Source organism: Sphaerisporangium rhizosphaerae (assembly GCF_042665155.1).
Classification (GTDB): domain Bacteria; phylum Actinomycetota; class Actinomycetes; order Streptosporangiales; family Streptosporangiaceae; genus Sphaerisporangium; species Sphaerisporangium rhizosphaerae.
The window spans coordinates 278,216-295,592 of sequence record NZ_JBHTCG010000005.1; the positions used below are offsets into that span (position 1 = coordinate 278,216).

15 protein-coding genes are annotated in these 17,377 nt (G+C 72.6%); 9 read left to right on the plus strand and 6 right to left on the minus strand.

Annotated elements, in window-relative coordinates; genetic code table 11:
* The first annotated feature begins 259 nt into the window (after positions 1–259).
* The 5 genes from ACFQSB_RS10270 to ACFQSB_RS10290 all read left to right on the plus strand — a co-directional run bounded on the left by ACFQSB_RS10270 (position 260) and on the right by ACFQSB_RS10290 (position 5,186).
* On the plus strand, positions 260–1,468 hold the full coding sequence (locus ACFQSB_RS10270; RefSeq protein WP_380825856.1) for a hypothetical protein: 1,209 nt from the start codon (positions 260–262) through the stop codon (positions 1,466–1,468).
* Between the two features lie 104 nt (positions 1,469–1,572).
* Positions 1,573–2,151, plus strand: a complete 579-nt coding sequence (locus ACFQSB_RS10275; protein WP_380825857.1) for a dihydrofolate reductase family protein — start codon at positions 1,573–1,575, stop codon at positions 2,149–2,151.
* 17 nt (positions 2,152–2,168) lie between these two features.
* Entirely contained in the window at positions 2,169–2,546 is a 378-nt protein-coding gene (locus ACFQSB_RS10280) for a YciI family protein (RefSeq protein WP_380825859.1), read from the plus strand.
* Complete coding sequence (locus ACFQSB_RS10285) at positions 2,528–3,769, plus strand: RNA polymerase sigma factor (protein WP_380825861.1); 1,242 nt, start codon at positions 2,528–2,530, stop codon at positions 3,767–3,769. Before ACFQSB_RS10280 ends, ACFQSB_RS10285 begins: the two co-directional genes overlap by 19 nt.
* A gap of 199 nt (positions 3,770–3,968) precedes the next feature.
* Positions 3,969–5,186 (plus strand): SRPBCC domain-containing protein, encoded by a 1,218-nt coding sequence (locus ACFQSB_RS10290; RefSeq protein ID WP_380825863.1) that lies wholly within the window; start codon positions 3,969–3,971, stop codon positions 5,184–5,186.
* Between the two features lie 87 nt (positions 5,187–5,273).
* On the opposite strand, the gene ACFQSB_RS10295 is transcribed toward ACFQSB_RS10290, so the two are convergent.
* From ACFQSB_RS10295 to ACFQSB_RS10305, 3 genes are all read right to left on the minus strand, one after another.
* Positions 5,274–6,110, minus strand: a complete 837-nt coding sequence (locus tag ACFQSB_RS10295) for a hypothetical protein (protein ID WP_380825866.1) — start codon at positions 6,108–6,110, stop codon at positions 5,274–5,276.
* On the minus strand, positions 6,107–6,598 hold the full coding sequence (locus ACFQSB_RS10300; RefSeq protein WP_380825867.1) for a SigE family RNA polymerase sigma factor: 492 nt from the start codon (positions 6,596–6,598) through the stop codon (positions 6,107–6,109). Before ACFQSB_RS10300 ends, ACFQSB_RS10295 begins: the two co-directional genes overlap by 4 nt.
* Before the next feature lie 152 nt (positions 6,599–6,750).
* A complete protein-coding gene (locus ACFQSB_RS10305) occupies positions 6,751–8,433 on the minus strand; it encodes an alkaline phosphatase D family protein (RefSeq protein ID WP_380825869.1) in 1,683 nt (560 codons plus the stop codon).
* Positions 8,434–8,715: 282 nt separating this feature from the next.
* Here ACFQSB_RS10305 and ACFQSB_RS10310 point away from each other — a divergent pair, with 282 nt between their 5' ends.
* Both ACFQSB_RS10310 and ACFQSB_RS10315 read left to right on the plus strand, forming a co-directional pair.
* The gene (locus ACFQSB_RS10310; protein ID WP_380825870.1) at positions 8,716–11,406 is read left to right on the plus strand and encodes a bifunctional glycosyltransferase/CDP-glycerol:glycerophosphate glycerophosphotransferase; all 2,691 of its coding nucleotides are present in this window, start codon (positions 8,716–8,718) and stop codon (positions 11,404–11,406) included.
* Positions 11,403–12,479, plus strand: a complete 1,077-nt coding sequence (locus tag ACFQSB_RS10315) for a glycosyltransferase (RefSeq protein ID WP_380825873.1) — start codon at positions 11,403–11,405, stop codon at positions 12,477–12,479. Before ACFQSB_RS10310 ends, ACFQSB_RS10315 begins: the two co-directional genes overlap by 4 nt.
* Here the strand turns inward: ACFQSB_RS10315 and ACFQSB_RS10320 are convergent.
* Both ACFQSB_RS10320 and ACFQSB_RS10325 read right to left on the minus strand, forming a co-directional pair.
* The gene (locus ACFQSB_RS10320; RefSeq protein ID WP_380825874.1) at positions 12,420–13,583 is read right to left on the minus strand and encodes a sulfotransferase family protein; all 1,164 of its coding nucleotides are present in this window, start codon (positions 13,581–13,583) and stop codon (positions 12,420–12,422) included. The two genes, ACFQSB_RS10315 and ACFQSB_RS10320, sit on opposite strands and share 60 nt — an antisense overlap.
* A 3-nt stretch (positions 13,584–13,586) precedes the next feature.
* Complete coding sequence (locus ACFQSB_RS10325; protein ID WP_380825876.1) at positions 13,587–14,921, minus strand: CDP-alcohol phosphatidyltransferase family protein; 1,335 nt, start codon at positions 14,919–14,921, stop codon at positions 13,587–13,589.
* A 261-nt stretch (positions 14,922–15,182) separates the two neighbouring features.
* On the opposite strand from ACFQSB_RS10325, the gene ACFQSB_RS10330 reads away from it, so the two are divergent.
* Together ACFQSB_RS10330 and ACFQSB_RS10335 are read left to right on the plus strand one after the other, a co-directional pair.
* Positions 15,183–16,007, plus strand: a complete 825-nt coding sequence (locus tag ACFQSB_RS10330) for a polysaccharide deacetylase family protein (protein WP_380825877.1) — start codon at positions 15,183–15,185, stop codon at positions 16,005–16,007.
* Positions 16,008–16,172: 165 nt separating this feature from the next.
* Positions 16,173–16,403 carry a DUF397 domain-containing protein gene (locus tag ACFQSB_RS10335; protein WP_380825878.1) on the plus strand — a complete coding sequence of 77 codons (231 nt, stop codon included), beginning with the start codon at positions 16,173–16,175 and terminating at the stop codon, positions 16,401–16,403.
* 14 nt (positions 16,404–16,417) lie between these two features.
* On the opposite strand, the gene ACFQSB_RS10340 is transcribed toward ACFQSB_RS10335, so the two are convergent.
* On the minus strand, positions 16,418–17,374 hold the full coding sequence (locus tag ACFQSB_RS10340; protein WP_380825963.1) for a helix-turn-helix transcriptional regulator: 957 nt from the start codon (positions 17,372–17,374) through the stop codon (positions 16,418–16,420).
* Between the last annotated feature and the right edge of the window lie 3 nt (positions 17,375–17,377).

Below are 17,377 nucleotides of genomic sequence, written 5' to 3' on the forward strand. Positions count from 1 at the left end.
AACTTTGCATCAATACTGGACATAACCCGCTCGACCAACGTCCCGAATAGCATTTATCGCGTTATCGAGGGCAGCAAAGCAGGCCGGCGGAATTCCGGATCAGGCCCGGCCGGCCGGACCGGCAGAGGTCTCCCCTGCGTGGGGGTGGGCGGGCGACGTGGGTGGGCGCACCGGGAATTCACTTGGGGATGGTTCGCCGGTCATTGAGCGGCCGGTACGTTGCCCGGGGAGACGTAGATCACTTACGGGGGACGGCGGCATGGTCGAAGTACCGTTACAGGTCGCTTCCAAGGCGCTGGCCTCGACGGCGGTGAGCATGGAGGAGGTCGCCGCCCACCTCGAACAGGTACGAGTGCTGATCGACCGGCACTGTCATCTGCCTTCCCTGGCGTTGGGCGTGATCGGCGCCCCGGCGTGCGCCCGCTACAACGACGGCTGCTCCGAGGCGGGCACCGCGATGACGGGCCTGGCGGGAGAGGCGGCGACGCTGGCGCGGACGCTCGGCAAGAGCGCCGTCGGCTACGTGTCCGCCGAGGTGGCCAACCTCTCCGCGATCGAGCGGGCCGCCGAGGCGCGGGCCACGGGCGCCGTCCCCGTGGCCGGCCGGACGGCCGAGGCCATGGGAGTCGGGGTCTTCCCCGCCACCTGGGTGACCGGTCACGTCGCGCGCTCCCTCGTGGACGGCAGGCTGGGCGAGGCGCGCGCCGCCGCACACTCGGTGAGCGCCGAACTGGACACGGCGCTGGAACAGGCGCTCAAGGTGTGGGGAGCCCAGAGAGATCTGGACTTCAGCAAGGCGTTCATGCATCCGGACGACGCGGTCCTCGCGGAGACCAGGTTCAACGACTTCGGCGAGTCGGGCATGGACAAACCGCTGGGCCGCACGCTGGAGAGGCAGATCGTCGCGGAGGACCGCGTCTCCAACCTCGCCAAGCTGAGCCGGCGGACCGACGCCATCCTGCGCAAGACGGGCTCGTTCTCCCTCGCCGCCGCGGCCGCGTCGATGCTCTGGACGGCCAACGCGGTGGTCATGTCCGACGAGACGATCGACGCGGCCATCGGCTCCTGGCACGGGACGGCGGCGGTGGCACGGACGATCTTCTCGGAGTGGATGCCCGCGATCCGCTCCTCGCTGTTCCCCGACTGGACCGGAGAGGCGAGCACGGCCGCCGAGCGGAGGTTCGCGGCGTTCGTCGCGGACGGGACGGCCTTCGCGGACCGGGCGCAGCGCATGGCGTCCTCGCTCACCACGATCGTCGCCCGGCTGAACGGGGTCTACTTCGCCGCCTCCGCGTTCGCGTTCGCCCAGCTCGCCGCCATGATCGCCCTCGCCGCCGCGGCCTGGTTCCGCCCCGAGGCCACGGCCCTGCTGCAGTACCTCGGCCTCGCCCTGCGCCACGGGGTGACCATCTCCGTCAACGCCGCCCTCGCCGTCCTCGGAACCCTGCTTTCCTGGTCGGCCGCCTGAGCCCGAAGGCGCGTTCGCGCACTGTCTGTCCTGCCCTCCCGACCTCGTCATCACCATGTCGCGCATGGCCGCGGCCTGGAGGATCACGAGATGAGGAGTTCGAGGTGGGCACGATCAGCGTTTTCGCGAACGTCTGTGCGGACGGCGTCATGCAGGGGCCGGGCCGGGCGGAGGAGGACACCAGGGGTGGGTTCCGGCACGGCGGCTGGGGCATCGGGTACACCGACGAGGTGATCGGGAAGTTCGTCGGGAGGATGGACAGGGCCACGGCGATGCTCTTCGGGCGCCGTTCGTACGACGACCTGCTGGGATACTGGACCTCGGTGGCCGACCCCAACCCGTTCACCGAGGTGCTGGTGAACTCGCCCAAGTACGTCGCCTCCCACCAGGCGCGCACCGAACTCGCCTATCCCAACTCCACGCTGCTGGTGGGGGAGGCGGCCGACACCGTCGCACGGCTCAAGGGCCGTACCGACGGCGTGATCAGGGTGCTGGGCAGCGGTGAACTGGTGCGCTCACTGCATGCGGCCGGCCTGGTCGAGGAGTACGTCCTGCTGATCCACCCGATCGTGCTCGGTTCAGGGGCGCGCCTGTTCGGCGAGGGGGAACGGACCGACCTGATACTTCAAGAAGCGACGACCTCCACGACCGGAGTGGTCATCGCACGCTACCGGGTCAAGTGACGAGGGAGGATCGGGATATGCGGTACATGCTGCTGTTCCATTACAGCGAGGCGAGCGAGGAGACGATCGGGGCGGAGGCGATGGCCGCGGGGATGCGGGCCATGGCCGCTTACGCCGCGACACTGGAGCAGGCCGGCATCCTGGTGAGCGGCCAGGTGTTGCGACCGTCGACCGGTTCGACCACGCTCACGCTCGTCGACGGGGAGCCGCGGATCCAGGACGGGCCGTTCGCCGACACCAAGGAGCAACTCGGTGGCGTGGTCGTCATCGACGTGCCGGATCTGGACGCCGCCCTGGAGTGGGCGCGGCAGGCGCCGCCGCTGTCGTGGGGCACCGTCGAGGTCCGGCCCGGTGCGGTGCACATCGAGGCCGGGACGTGGGTCGCGTCGTCGTGACCGGTGAGAGCGCCGCGCACGTCGCCGAGCGCACCGCACGGGCGTCTTATGGCCGGCTGGTCGCCCTGCTGGCCGCTCCGACCGGCGACCTCCAACTCGCCGAGGACACCTTGGCGCAGGCCTTCGAGCAGGCTCTGATCACCTGGCCGCGCGACGGTGTGCCGGACAACCCCGAAGGCTGGCTGCTGACGGTCGCACGCAACCGGCAGCGAGATCTGTGGAGGTCCGCCGCGCACCGCCGCAACCAGCCGCTGGAGACGGCCACGGACATCAGTGCCGACGCCGTCCGGCAGCTGGACGATCTCGACCCGGGCCGGATCCCCGACCGGCGACTGGCCCTGCTGTTCGTCTGCGCGCACCCGGCCATCGCCGCCGGCGTCCGTACCCCGCTGATGCTGCAGGCCGTGCTCGGGTTCGACTCCGCCCAGATCGCGCGGGCCTTCGCCGTGCCCGCCGGGGCGATGTCGCAACGACTGGTGCGGGCCAAGCGGCGGATCAAGGACGCCCGGATTCCCTTCGCCGTTCCCGGGCGGCAGGCGATGCCCGAACGGCTGCCGTCGGTGCTGGAGGCGGTGTACGCCTGCTACGCGCTGACCTTCGCGGAGCGGGGCGAGGGGACGTCGCCCGCGGGCGAGGCCCGGTACCTGGCCGTCACGACCGCGAAGCTGCTCGGCGACCAGCCCGAGGCGTGGGCGCTGGCGGCGCTGCTCACCCTGGCCTCGGCGCGTGCCACGGCTCCCGGCGACCGCTATCTGCCGTTACAGGACCAGGACCCGGACGAGTGGGACCGCCGTCTCATCGCCGAGGGCGAGGCCTACCTCCGCCGGGCCGGGCGGCCAGGCCAGGCGCCCGGGCGGTTCCAACTGGAGGCGGCGATCCAGGCCGTCCACTGCGACCGGGCCCGCAGTGGCGCCACCGATTGGGACGCACTGTGCACGCTGTACACCGCTCTGGTGGCGATCGCGCCGAGCCTGGGGAGCCGGGTCGCCCACGCCGCCGTCATCGGCCGGACCCGATCACCCCGGACGGGGCTGTCGCTGCTGGCGGCGTTGCCCGTCGAACGAGAGCGATTCCAGCCCTATCACGCGGTACGCGGCGATCTGCTCGCCCGGCTCGGCCGGCACGAGGACGCGGTCGCGGCCTACACCCAAGCGTCCACCCTCAGTACGGACCCGGCCGTTCGGGCCTTCCTCGAACGACGGGCCAAGGAAACGTCCCGCTGACCACTCCTCCACCAGGGTGGACACCTGTACGGCGCGGAGAAGGCAGGGCTGCGCGGTGGACCGTGTACGGGGTGGGACGGATGATGCCTGGCCAATCACTGGGGTAGCAAGGTAGGTGAGGACGGTCATAATGGCGCAAGAGCGACGAGGGCCGTCCCGCGTCCACCGGCTGGGCGGCACCTGGATGAGGAGCGGGTCGATGACGATGCGGTTCGAGCACGAGTTCACGGTCCCGGTGCCGCTTGAGCAGGCGTGGGCGGTGCTCCTCGACGTCGAGCGGGTGGCTCCGTGCCTGCCGGGCGCCGCACTGGACAGCGCGGAGGGCGACGACTTCACCGGGCGGATGAAGGTGAAGGTCGGGCCGATCACCGTCACCTACCGGGGCCGGGCGAGCTTCGAGGCGGTCGACAAGGACGCCCACACCCTTACCCTCAAGGCATCCGGCAAGGAGGCGCGCGGCACCGGCACCGCGACCGCCACGGTGAGAGCGGCGCTGGCCGGGGAGGGCGCCCAGACCCGGGTCAAGGTCGAGACCTCCTTCAACGTGACCGGCCGTCCCGCGCAGTTCGGACGCGGGGTGATGGCCGAGGTCGGCGCCAAGCTGCTCGACCGCTTCGCGGCCAACCTGGCGGCCCTTCTCCACGAGAGCCCCGCCGAGCCCCTCGACGCCGCGACCCCCGAGACTCTCGCTGAGACAACGGACGCCGCGCCCCCTCAACCCCTCGCTGAGACAACGGACGCCGCGCCCCCCGGGACCCCCGCTGACCCGACAGGCGCCGCCGCACCGGAGACCCCTGCCGAGGCCGCGGCCGAGGTGACCGCTCCGCCGCTGCCCAGCGCGCCCGCCACGACCCCGTTCAACCAGCCGGGCACGTCTCTGCCGGACGCCGAAGAGCAGGAGGTTCCCGAGATCGTCCCGGTGGGCGACCAGGAGCCGGCCACGGTGACGGCGATCGGCGCACCGGCCGACGTGGTGCCGTTGAGGGGCACCGGCGACCAGGACCTCCAGCAGCCGGCCACCGCGGAGCCATCCGGCCAGGCCGCCGAGGAGGGGACCGGCCAGGCCGTCGAGGAGCCGTCCGCCCAAGCCGCCGAGGAGCCGCCCTTCCAGGCCGCCGCGCCGGCGGAGGCCGCGACGCCGGCCGCCGGTCCGGGCGGAGGGGAGCAACCGCCCGCGCGGCATCTCACCGCCGTGCCCGACTCCTACGAGCCGCCGTACGCCAAGGAGGCGGCGGCGGGCCGCGAGGTGCACCCCGCCGGGACGGCCCGCACGTCCCGCACCGCCGAGGAGGAGGCGCTCGACCTGCTGGAGATCGCCGGCGTGCCCGTGCTCAAGCGCGTCGCCCCGGCCGTCGCCGCCCTGGCAGCCGTGATCTTCCTCGCCTGGCTCGTACGCCGGGTACTCGCCCGTCGCTGACCCTACCTGCGCACGCTCCTGCCAGGCGCGCGCACCGTACATGGGCGCCGGCATCGCCGTACCCCGCCCCACCAACGTGGTAGCGCACTAGTCAGCGGGAGGCGGGGACGGCGGTGTGGGTGGGTTAGGGGAGGCCGTGGGGAAGACGGTGTGGGTCCGATTGGCGAAGGGGGTGGGAATGGGGATGGGGATGGGGATGGGGCGGTCGTAGACGCCGATGGCCCAGCGGCCTGGTCGGGGAGCGATCTGGGTGGCGAGTTTCTCGACGCGACCTGGCAGGATCAGCACCTGCGCGAGGTACCCGCCGTCGCACCGGCCCACGGAGTCGTCCACCACCTTGCAGCCGGCGTACATCTCGCTCTGGTTCATTCGCAGCCGGTGGTCGATGATCGGCGTGTCGGCGGGGAACACCCAGACGGTCAGCCGCTGGGGCCGGTCCAGCCAGTCGGAAGGGACCGAATCGCCGCTGAAGAAGTCGCCGATCCCGTCCCTACCGCATCTGCCGGTCATCATCCCGGAGTCGGACGTGCGGATCGCCACCCATGCCATCGGATCGTCGCAGACGATCTTGAATGAGGTGGAAGTGCTCAGCGGCCGGAAGGTGATCTCCCTGCTGGTGACCATGGTGGTGGAGACGGCCGCCGTGATCAACGGGCCGTCCAGATCGTTCGTCGCCGGCAGGCCGTCAGGCGGCGCGATGGTCGCCGCCGTCACCGGCGTCCTGTCCACCGCCGCCGGAACCAGTTCCGGCCTGGCGATCAGTACGGCCGCGGCGGCCGCCGCGGCGCCCGCGAGGGTCACCGCGGAGGCGGCCCTGCCCCGCCTGATGCGGTGACCGCGCCGCACGATGCCGGGCACGTCAGGAAGGCCGGCGCGCAGGTCGTCGGCCAGTGCCGCGCGGAGGTCGGCTTCGGTGAAGGTCATCGCTCAGCTCCCGTCAGGTGAGTCTCGGAGTCGACGCGGAGGCGTCGCAGGGCCCGGCTGAGCTGGGCCTTGACCGAGCCGACCGAGCAGCCGAGCACGTCGGCGCACTGCACCAGGGTCAGGTCCTCGAAGTAGTGCAGGACGATGACCGCCCGCTGCTGCCGGGGCAGGTCGCCGATCGCCTGTCTGAGGACGTGCCTGCGGCCGACCTCGGTCGCGAGGTCCCGCTGGTCGGGCAGGTCGGGCAGGTGCTCGGCGGGCACCTCGCCGCGCCACTTCCTGCGCCACCAGGATGCGTGGGTGTTGACGATGATGCGGTGCACGTACCGGTCGGGGTCGCCGTCGATGCGGCGCCAGGCCACCCACGCCTTGGCGAGCGCCGTCTGGACGAGGTCTTCGGCGGTGGCCCGGTTGCCCGTGAGCAGATAGGCCGCATGCCGCAGCCGCTCGTAGCGCGCCGCCACGTAGTCGTCGAACCCGTCGTCCATCCATGGTCTCCGTCCGGAAGGTCTCACAGTGACCTACACGACGGGGACCGGATCCGGTTGACACGCGGGCCGAGAGCCCCGGGATGCCGGGCCGATCGCCGGGACGCCGCCGCACGACGGTGCCCGGCGATCACCAGAGTCGAGGGGAGGGGTCAGGGGCGCTCGGTCTCCCAGGTGACGGTGTCCTCGACGGTCATCGGGCGGGTGCGCATGAGGGTGGTGTCCAGCGAGCGCAGGTAGGTCTGCTGGACGCCGGGGACCTGGTCCTCGATGACGAACGTCGCGCGGGTGTAGGCCGGGTCCCCGGCGACCTGCACGTGGGGCACCACCTTGAAGTCGGCGCTCATGAGGTCGCGCTCGATCTTCGTCAGGACGTACCCGCGCTGGTTGTTGTAGAACTTCAGGTGCGGGTTGATGGCCAGGTAGGGGTGGGTGGCGGGGTCGGAGTCCGCTCCGTCGCCGCCGGTCGTGATCGACGTGGCGACCAGCTCCGAGCCGACCGACGGGCCGGTGGGGTCGTCGTAGTCGAGCTTGAGGTCCGAGGCCCAGTGCGCGTGCACGTCGCCGGTGAGCACGACGGGGTTGCGCACCTTGGCGTCCACCCAGCCCTGGGTGATGCGCTGCCGGGAGGCGACGTACCCGTCCCAGGCGTCCATGCTGGTGACCTTGGCGGGTCCGGCGTTGTTGTCGCGCTGGGCGAAGAAGACCTGCTGGCCGATGATGTCCCACTGGGCGCGGGAGTGGCGGAAGCCGTCCAGCAGCCACCTCTCCTGGGCGGCGCCGGTGATGGAGCGGGCCGGGTCGACGGCGGCGGGGCAGTCGCGGTAGCCGTCGCCGCAGCCCTGGTCGTCGCGGTACTGCCGGGTGTCGAGCATGTGGAAGGTGGCCATGCGCCCCCAGCGGACGCGCCGGTAGAGCTGCATGTCGATGCCGCGCGGGACGGAGGTGCGGCGCAGCGGCATGTTCTCGTAGTACGCGCGGAACGCGGCCTCGCGGCGGGCCAGGAAGTTCGGCTGCGGCACCTCGGGCTTCTCGGGCACCTCGTCGGCCCAGTTGTTGTCGACCTCGTGGTCGTCGAACACCACCAGCCAGGGGGCGGCGGCGTGGGCGGCCTGCAGGTCCAGGTCGGTCTTGTACTGGGCGTGCCGCTGCCGGTAGTTCGCGAGCGTCTCGGTCTCGGGGCCCTCGTGGTCGCGGACGTTGCCGCCGGGGATGGTGTAGGTGTTCTTGGTGTACTCGTACTGGTAGTCGCCGAGGTGCAGGATCAGGTCCGGGTGCTCCTCGGCCAGCCGCCGGTAGGAGGTGAAGTAGCCGTGCTCGTACTGGGCGCAGGAGACGAACGCCATCGACAGCGGCGAGCCGTAGGACAGCAGGTGCGGCGCGGTGAGCGCGCGTCCGACGGGTGACAGGTACGGGCCGACGCGGAAGCGGTACCAGTACTCGCGCCCGGAGGGCAGGGCGTCCACCTCGACGTGGACGCTGTGTCCCCATTCGGGGGCGGCCACGGCGACGCCCGAGCGCACGACGCGACGGCACCGCTCGTCGGAGTACACCTGCCACAGCACGGGGAAGGGCCGCGCGGGCATGCCGCCCATGCCGTCCTCGGCCAGCGGCTGGGTGGCCAGGCGGGTCCACAGGACGAAGCCGCTGTGGTCGGGGTCGCCGGAGGCCACGCCGAGGGTGAACGGGTCGGAACGCAGGCCCCGGCTCGCGAGGCTCTGCGCGGTCTCGGCGGCGGGGTCGGGGTCGGCCAGCGCGGCGGACGCCGGGATGGTGGCGATCGCGCCCGCGGCGAGGCCGGTCACGAGGAAGGAGCGTCGGTCGAGGTGCGGCATGCGGGGCTCCCCATGGGATCAAGATGCGACATCCGCAGCCTTGCCGAGGATCATGACCGCCCCGTTAACGGCAACTGTCATAGAAAGGGCGACATATACCACTGAAACCCCCGCAGGCGTAAGGAAGGCGATATCCCAGCATCGCCACGGCCGCCCCGCGCCGCGCCCCGTCGCGTCAAAGGTCGCGGCAAGCACCGGTCAGCACTCCGCCGTGGCCGCCGGCACGGGCATCCGCCCGGGAATACCCCGGTCAGGGCAATGCCGACTCGGGAGAGACCACGCATGCAGCCGGACGTCAGCGTTGTGCTCATCACCGTCAACGACTCCGCCCGCCTGCCGCGCGCCATCGCGTCCGTGCTCGGCCAGTCGTTGCGCAACCTCGAACTGATCATCGTGGACGACGCCGGCGCCGGCGACACCGCCGCCCTGGTGTCCCGGCTGGACGACCCGCGGGTCAGGTACGTCCGCCGCGACGCCCCGAGCGGCCACCGCGGAGCGCCGCGCAACGCCGGACTGGACGCGGCGCGCGCGCCGCACGTCATGTTCCTCGACGGCGGCGACGAGCTGACCCGGCACGCCTGCAAGAGCCTGCTGCTGGAGGTCGAGCGCACCGGCGCCGACTTCGCCGCCGGGCAGGTCGCACGGCCGGCCGGGGCCACCGGGCGCACGCAGCGCTACCGCCCCGAGCTGTTCCGCCCGCGCCGGGTGGTCGACGGCATCCGCGCCGAGCCGCGCCTGTTCCTGGACGGGTTCGCCACCAACAAGCTGTACCGCACCGCGTTCCTGCGCGAGCAGGGCCTGCGCTTCGCCGAGAACCTGCACCACGAGGACCACGTCTTCACCGCCGCGCTCTTCTGCGCCGCCCGCCGCTTCGCGATCGTGCCGTGGACGGTGCACCTGTCGCACCGGGCCGCCGCCCCGGCCTCCCCGCCGCCGTCCGCCGGGGACCTGGACGGTGTGCGCGACCGGGTGCGGGCCGCGCAGATCAGCGACGCGGTGCTGCGCGACAACGGGTGCTCCGACCTCGTCGGACACCGGCAGCAGCGCTTCCTCGCGCAGGACCTGCGCGTCCATCTCAACAAGCTGCCCCGCCACACCAAGGTGTGGATCAAGGAGTTCGCCTCGGTCGTACGCCCCTACCTCGCGGAACTGGAGCCGGGTGTGCTCCAGCGGGCCGATCCGATGATCAGGGTGTGCTGCCACCTGATCGCCGCCGACCAGGCCGAGGACCTGCTGGTGGCGGCGCGGTCGCTGACCGGTCCCAAAGCCGCCCCCCGCCACGCCCTGCGGGTGGACGGCCGGACGTACTGGGGCACGCGCGCTCACCCCGCGCTGGACATCACGCCCTTGCGGCTGGCCGAACTGCCCTTCGCCGCCTCCCGGATCAGGCACGAGGTGGGCGAGATCTCCTGTCAGGGGACGGTCGTGTCGATGACGGTCCGCACCTACGACCCCTTCGCCGTCTTGCGCCGCTGGAAGACCACCGCCGAGCTGACCGTCAAGGGGCTGCGCGTGCCGCTGGCGCCGCGGCGGCAGCCGGACGGCAGCTACCTCACGCAGGTGGAGGTGGACCTGGCGCGGGCCAGGCTCGGCCGCCTGGGGTTCGACGGCGGCCGGGACGTGCGCGTCTCCCACGTCCGCCCGGACGGCCACCGCACCAGTGACCGCCTGCTGGTCGACCCGGCCACCCCTCCCCTGACCCTGACCGCGGGGCGGCACGAGGTCACCGTCGCCCCGAGCGGCGACGGCGCCGTCCTGCGCGTCTCCTGGCGGCCGTCGCGGGCGCTGCGCCGGGCGGCGCGGCTGCGCTCGCTGCGCGACCTGGCCGGGCGCACCGAGCTGAAGCTGTGGGTGTACCGGCGACTGATCAAGGTGGTGCCGCGCCGCCGCGACCTGGCGCTGTTCGAGTCCGACCTCGGCGCCTCCTATACCGGCAACCCCCGCTACATCTACGAGGAGATCCGGCGGCGTGACCTGCCGCTGCGGGTGCGCTGGTCGGCCCGGGCGAAGGCGGCCGGGTTCCCCGCCGATGCGCCGCTCGTGCGGCGGATGAGCTGGCGGTACGTCTGGACCATGGCGCGGGCGGGCTACTGGGTGGACAGCCACGGGTTCCCGCTGGACTTCCCCAAGCCCAAGGGCACCCGCTACCTGCAGACCTGGCACGGCCAGGCGCTGAAGACGGTCGGGTTCGAGTCGCCGGACCTGCGCGGGGACTTCCCCGGCCCGCGCGAGCGGTGGCGCTCCGCGGTGGCCCGCTGGGACGCGCTGGTCTCCCCCGGGCCGGAGTTCGAGCGCGTCTTCGTGCCGTCGAACGAGTACACCGGCGCCGTCCTCGGGTTCGGCTCGCCGCGGTGCGACGTGCTGGTGAACGGGGACCCCGGCGCGGGGCCGCGGGTGCGCGAGGCCCTGGAGATCCCCGAGGACCGCCGCATCCTGCTCTACGCGCCGACCTACCGCGACCTGGACAGGCGCGGCGGCACGTCGGTGCGCGTCGACCTGGACGCCCTGGCCCGCGCGCTCGCCGACCACTGGGTGGTGGTGCTGCGCACCCATCCGGCAGAACGCTTCACCGTGCCCGAGCGGGTGCGCCACCTCGTCCGGGCGGCCGGACCGTACCCCGAGGTCAACGACCTCATCCTCGCCTCCGACGCGCTGGTCAGCGACTACTCCTCCATCATCTGCGACTACGCCTGCACCGGGCGGCCCATCCTGCTGTACGCCGACGACCACGACGACTACGTGCGGATGGACCGCGGACTCAACTACGACCTGCGCGAGATCGCCCCCGGGCCCGTCCTGACGACCACGGCCGAACTGGTCGCCGCGCTGCGCGACCTGCCGGCCGTCAGCGCCGAGCACGCCGAGCGGTACGCCGACTTCGCCGCCCTGTTCTGCGCGGAGGAGACCGGCAAGGCGGCGGCGCGTGTGGTGGAGGCGTTCTTCTCCGGCCTGCCCGGCGAAAAGGGCACATGAACGCGGTCGTGTTCGCCTGCATGGACGCCGACACGCTCGGCGGCGTGCAGCAGGTGACCCACACGGTCGCCCAGGGACTGGCCCTGCGCGGGCACGAGGTGCACGTCATCGGCCTGCACCAGGCGCCCGAGCCGTTCCGGTACGTCGAGCGGCCGCTGTACGAGCGCCACGTCGTGCAAGGGCGGCCGCTCGGCGAGGGCGTCCGGTGGGTGGCGCGCGGCCGGGTGGCCCGGCTGCTGGCCTCCATCGGCCCCGGGTACGCGGTGCTGACCTCGCCCGGAGCGGTGTCCTGGCTGGCCGACCTGCTGCCGCCGCGGCTGCGCGCCATCGGGCAGTACCACGGCTCGTACGAGCGCGCCCGCGGCACCACGCACCTGGCCTCGGTACGGCGCGACTACGGCGCCCTGGACCAGGCCGTCTTCCTCAGCCCCGAGGACGCCCGCCGGTTCGCCGAGGAGGCGCTGCTGCCCAACGCCGCCCACCTGCCCAACCCGCTGCGCGCCTGGCCGGACAGGACGTCCCCTCTGGATGTGCCGCGCGTGCTCGGGGTGGGCCGGCTGGCCCCGGTCAAGCGGTTCGACCGGCTCATCACCGCCTTCGCGCGCGCCGGCCGCACGCGCGGACACTGGGAGTTGCACCTGATCGGGGACGGGCCGGAGCTGACCCGGCTGCGGGCGCACGCCTCCTCGCTCGGGATCGGCGACCGCGTGGTGTTCCGCGGCCGGGTGCCGGCCGCGCGGATGGGGCAGGAGTTCCTCGACGCGGCGATCTTAGGGCTGTCCAGTGAGCATGAAGGGCTTCCCCCGGCCGTGGCCGAGGCCGCCTCGTACGGCATGCCGTCGGTGGCCTTCGATGTCTCGGGCGGGGTGCGCTCGCTCGTGCTCGACGGCACGACCGGGACGCTGGTGCCGCCCGCGGACGTCGAGACGTTCACCGCCGCGCTGAGCGCGCTGATGGCCGACCCCGCCCGGCGCGGACGCCTGGGCGCCGCGGCCAGGGCACGGGCCGCGGCGTTACGGCCGGAGAACGTCCTGGACCGCTGGGAGACCCTGTTCGCGCACATCCGCCGCTGACCGGTCGTCCTGGAAGGGGACCCTCGGGACGGGGACGGACTCCTGGAAGGGGGCCCGCGGAACAGGGGTGGACTCCTGAAAGGGGGCGCGGGGGGCGGGGACGGTGAGGAGGGACAGCTGGCCGGAGGTGAGCATGGCGGCCACCGGGCCGGGCTCGCGGCGGCTGTTCACCTGGTCGCGGAGGCGCTGTTTGCGCAGCGACAGCCACCGCCGGGCCGCCGTCCTGCGGTAGGCGAGAAGCCGCGGGACGAAGGGCCGCGGGCCGCCCGCCGGCTCGTAGCCCCTGGCGCGCAGGCGTCCGCCCAGGACGCTGTCGCACAGCGCGATCTCCCACGGCTCCAGCCGGGTGGTCCAGCTTCCCACCCTGGCCTGGGTGATCTCCTGGTGGGTGTTGCTGTGCCACACCTTGTGGGAGGGCACCGCCGCCGTCGCCATGCGCCGGGGCTCGCACATCGCGGGGTCGAACTCCTCGCCGAGGAAGCGGCACACCTTGGCCAGCTCGCCGTGCGGGTCCGCGGTCAGGTCCTCGTACCGCAGCTCGTGGAAGGTACCGGCCGGCAGCCTTTCGGCGTAGCGGCGCCCGAGGTCGACGGCCTCCGCCCAGGTGGCGATCGCGTGGAGGATGTCCAGCTTGTACCAGGTCATCTCCTTGAGCGAGGCGACGCAGTCGCGTCCGTCCCTGACCAGATGGACGAACTGGGCATCGGGGAACAGGCGCAGCAGCGCGCCCACATGCCGGATGTAGCAGGGCCGCTTGTCGCCCCAGCGCGGCTTGCCGAACCGCTCGGCGTACGCGCGGAACGCCTCGCCGATCACCGAGCCCAGCGACCCGGGTCCCTCGACCGCCCTGCGGACGTAGGCCGCGCGGTCCAGACCCAGCTCGCCGAACCTGGTGCTCCGGTCGGTGGTGATCCACTCGGCGAGCCCGCGGCGGTTCTCCGCCTCGCGCATGTCCCCGTGCAGGCGCCGGCGGAAGTACGCCTGGAGCAGGAAGCGGTTCTCCGGCGGCACCGCGATGCGCGGGTGCGAGTGCAGCATGAGCTGCAGCATCGTGGTGCCGGAGCGCGGGCAGCCGATCACGAAGACCGGCCGGTCCGTCCGCATCGGCTACACCCCCGTGAAGAACGGGTCGGTGCGCACGTGCGGTTCGTCGTCCGGACCGGCGGGCGGGGGCGCGGCCCCCGCCGCGAGGGCCCGGGTGGACTGCCACATGCGGTAGACCAGGAAGATCTCGTTGAGGACGAGGAGCGCGCCCGCGCCGGTGGTGACGGGCAGCAGCGCCGCGGGCCCGAGCACCGGGCCGACGATGAACACGGCCGCGTGGAACTCGATGCCGCTCATCAGGTGCGTGCGCACGCGGTGCCGGGCCAGGCACAGGCCGACGCGCTGACGCAGGCCGGCCGGCGGCTCCTCCCCCTCCGGCGGCGAGGGGACCTGCCGGGCGTCCACCGCGTGCCAGGAGGCGGTCGCGCCGTCGGGCGCCGCCTGCCCGTAGGAGGCCGCGTGGCCGTGCGGGCCCGTCCAGTCGTGCGAGGACGCCTGGTCGAAGGGGGCCGCGCGGTCGTAGGGGTAGGTATGCCCGTACTCGCTGGACGGGGACGCCTGGCGGGGGATCAGCGGCCCGTTGTAGGTCTCGGTGGGCTGGTCGGCGTTGTCCGCGTTGTCCGCGTTCACCGCGTTCACCGTGTTGTCTGCGCTGTCCGCCCTGTCGATGTGCTCGCCCGGTGACCGTCCGGGCGCGCGCGGCCCGGGCGGCGCGTCCTCGAACCGGTAACCCGGGTCGGCCATCTGGTCGTACGGGTCGTAGGGATCACAGGGGTCGTAGCCGGACGGATCCGGCGGCTCGTTCGCGGCCGCCGCGGCGGCGTAGGGCATGTCGTACTCGGGATCCAGCGCCAGCGACTCCACGGCCATCGCGTCGCGGACCGCGTCCAGCTCCTCGCGGCGGGCTGCGCGCCTGCGCGCCTTCACCGTCTGACGCACCCGCTTCATCTGGGGGGCGTTGACGTACCGGAACAGGTCCAAGATGGCGATGCCCGCCCCGAGCAGCACGAACGCGAGCCGGCCGGTCGCGGCGTACTGCCCGTAGGCAAGGCCGGCCGCGCAGCAGACCACCCGGATGCGGTCGCCGACGTAGTCCAGCCACAGCCCGAACGGGGTCCCGGTGCCCTTGAGCCGGGCGATCTTGCCGTCAACGCAGTCGATCATGAAGCTCACATAGAACAGCACCGCGCCGAGCACCAGGTGGCCCATGGCGAAGCAGCCTGCGGAGACCATGCCGAGGACCAGCGAGAAGCGCGTAAGGGCGTTCGGGGTGATCTCGGTGTGATTCGCTACGAACAGTGCCACCCGGCAGGCCACCGGGTCGACCATGAACACCGTCCACCATGAGTCTCTGCGTTTGCGCGTCGCGAGGACGTCATCGAGCGAATATGGCCTCATGACTGCCAGCATGGCCACGCGAAGCCACCGAAAATCACCGTCTGTAACTAACATGAGATCTCTAGATGGTTTCTTGACCGCCACCGGCGACCGCCTCCGAGGGCTTGACCTTCCCCTCCGCCGTCCGCCGCGCGAAGCCGAATCGCGTCTCTCCCGGGGCTCCGCCCCTGGTGCCGGACCCATACCGATATTGAGCCACTTATCCGGTTATAAGTACGGCTGGGATAGGGTGACGCGGCGCCGAGCCAAGGAGGATTTTCGATGCGGCGATGGATTCCCACCGTGATCGCGACCACGATGGCACTGGCGGCCACGCCCGCCGCCGTGGCGTCCACCGGCCAAGCCGCCTCCGGCCCGGCGCGGACCGGCCAAGCGAGAGCCGCCGCCGCCTCCTCCACGGCCACCGCCTCGTCCACGGGCGCCGTCTCCTCCACGGGCGCCGCCTCTTCCACGGCCGCCGGCAAGGTGAACTGCGCCAAGGTGAAGTGCATCGCGCTGACCTTCGACGACGGCCCCGGCCGCTACACCTCCACGCTGCTGGACCTGCTCAAGCGGCACCACACCAAGGTCACCTTCTTCCTGGTCGGCGCCCAGATCGGCAAGTACCCCTCGGTCGTGCGCAGGATGGCCCGCGAGGGCCACGAGATCGGCGACCACACCTACGACCACCCGCACCTGACCACCCTGCCCGACGGCGACATCAGGGACGAGCTGACCCGCCCACGGGACGCGATCAAGAAGCTCACCGGCAGGGCGCCCGACCTCATGCGCCCGCCCTACGGCGACACCGACGAGCGGGTGGGCGGCATCGCGGCCGAGCTCGGCATGGCGCAGATCCTGTGGAACGGCACCAGCCGCGACTGGGAGCTCCGCGACACCGCCGCCATCACCAAGAAGGTGCTCGGCCTGGCCAAGCGCGACCGCGTCGTCCTCATGCACGACGTGTGGCCCGAGACGGTGAAGGCCATGCCGAAGATCCTCACCTCACTGGAGAAGAAGGGTTACCACGTCGTCCCGGTGACCGCCCTGCTGCGCGGCAGGTCGCTGGCCGCCGGCGAGGTCTACCCCGTGGGCGGCTGGAACTGACCGGCCGGCCCGCCGCGCCGACCGGCGGATCGCCGCGACCTACCCGTCACCACAACCGACCGGTCACCGCGATCGAGCGGCCGTCGCAACCGACCGGCCGTCAGGGCGGGCGGCTGCTAACGTTGCCCGCGTGACCCCTCCCGCAACGACCCAGGCAGGCCGGCGATGAACGACGGGCACGAGAAGGCCGAGCTGTACGCGATGGACATCTCGGACGTCACCTGGCTCAGCGCCCCCGGCAGCGCGTCCGACGACCGCATCGAGATCGCCTATCTGCCGGGCGGCGCGGTCGCGCTCCGCAACCCCGCCGACCCCAACGGCACGGTGCTGCGCTTCACACCGGGCGAGTGGAACGCCTTCGTCCTCGGCGTCCGCGACGGCGAGTTCGACGACTAGGGACTGACCGACTCCTAGCCGCCCGCCTCGGCCATCGCCGCGAGGCGGCGGGCGAGCGCCGCGGCGGCCTCCCGCAACTCGACGGGCTCCAGCACCTCCACCTCGAAGCCCAGCCACGCCACGTGCAGGGCGAGCCGGTCGAGGTCGTCCCCGCCGGTGACGAGCAGGCACCACCCGTCACGGTCGTCCTCGACCCGCCCCACCTGTGGCGGCACCAGCCGCCGCACCTGGTCGGGCATGGCGTGCACCCGCACCCGGGCCACATACCGGTACGGCGCCCCGGTCACCGACCGCTGCACGTAGGCGACCGGGTCCGGATGCTCCCGCGGCCGGAAGCGCCAGGTCGTGGCCGCCACCTCGCGCATGCGGTCCAGCCGGAAGGTGCGCCAGTCGTCGCGGTCGACGTCCCAGGCCATCAGGTACCAGCGGCGGCCGGTGGACACCATGCGCACCGGTTCGACCGTGCGCTCGCGCTCACCGCCGTCGCGGCCGGTGTACCCGAACCGCACCCGCACGGCGTCGCGGCAGGCCCGCGCGAGCGTCACCAGCAGCTCGGCGTCGATCGCGACCTCGGGGACGGCCATGGTCGCGGTGGCGCCGTACACCGCCCGCACCTCGGCGCGCAGCCGGGGCGGCATCACCTGGTCGAGCTTCGCCAGCGCCCGCAGCGCCGCCTCGCCCGCCCCGGCGACCGTGCCCCCCGACTCCAGCCGCAGGCACACCGCCGTCGCGATCGCCTCCTCGTCGTCCAGGAGCAGCGGCGGCAGCCGGGTGCCCGCGCCGAGCCGGTAGCCGCCGCCGACGCCCGCCGTCGCGTGCACGGGGTAGCCGAGCGCGCGCAGCCGTTCCACGTCGCGGCGCACCGAGCGGTCGGTGACCTCCAGCTCGGCGGCGAGCTCGGACGCGGTCCAGGACGGCCGGCGCTGCAGCAGCCCCAGCAGCCGCAGCACCCGCTCGGTCGTCGCCTCCACGGT

What these genes read in the sequence shown, in the direction of transcription:
- ACFQSB_RS10270 (WP_380825856.1), top strand. Translation starts at nt 260, where the DNA reads ATGGTCGAAGTACCGTTACAGGTCGCTTCCAAGGCGCTGGCCTCGACG.
- ACFQSB_RS10280 (WP_380825859.1), top strand. Translation starts at nt 2,169, where the DNA reads ATGCGGTACATGCTGCTGTTCCATTACAGCGAGGCGAGCGAGGAGACG.
- ACFQSB_RS10290 (WP_380825863.1), top strand. Translation starts at nt 3,969, where the DNA reads ATGACGATGCGGTTCGAGCACGAGTTCACGGTCCCGGTGCCGCTTGAG.
- ACFQSB_RS10295 (WP_380825866.1), bottom strand. Translation starts at nt 6,110, where the DNA reads ATGACCTTCACCGAAGCCGACCTCCGCGCGGCACTGGCCGACGACCTG.
- ACFQSB_RS10300 (WP_380825867.1), bottom strand. Translation starts at nt 6,598, where the DNA reads ATGGACGACGGGTTCGACGACTACGTGGCGGCGCGCTACGAGCGGCTG.
- ACFQSB_RS10305 (WP_380825869.1), bottom strand. Translation starts at nt 8,433, where the DNA reads ATGCCGCACCTCGACCGACGCTCCTTCCTCGTGACCGGCCTCGCCGCG.
- ACFQSB_RS10310 (WP_380825870.1), top strand. Translation starts at nt 8,716, where the DNA reads ATGCAGCCGGACGTCAGCGTTGTGCTCATCACCGTCAACGACTCCGCC.
- ACFQSB_RS10315 (WP_380825873.1), top strand. Translation starts at nt 11,403, where the DNA reads ATGAACGCGGTCGTGTTCGCCTGCATGGACGCCGACACGCTCGGCGGC.
- ACFQSB_RS10320 (WP_380825874.1), bottom strand. Translation starts at nt 13,583, where the DNA reads ATGCGGACGGACCGGCCGGTCTTCGTGATCGGCTGCCCGCGCTCCGGC.
- ACFQSB_RS10325 (WP_380825876.1), bottom strand. Translation starts at nt 14,921, where the DNA reads ATGAGGCCATATTCGCTCGATGACGTCCTCGCGACGCGCAAACGCAGA.
- ACFQSB_RS10330 (WP_380825877.1), top strand. Translation starts at nt 15,183, where the DNA reads ATGCGGCGATGGATTCCCACCGTGATCGCGACCACGATGGCACTGGCG.
- ACFQSB_RS10335 (WP_380825878.1), top strand. Translation starts at nt 16,173, where the DNA reads ATGAACGACGGGCACGAGAAGGCCGAGCTGTACGCGATGGACATCTCG.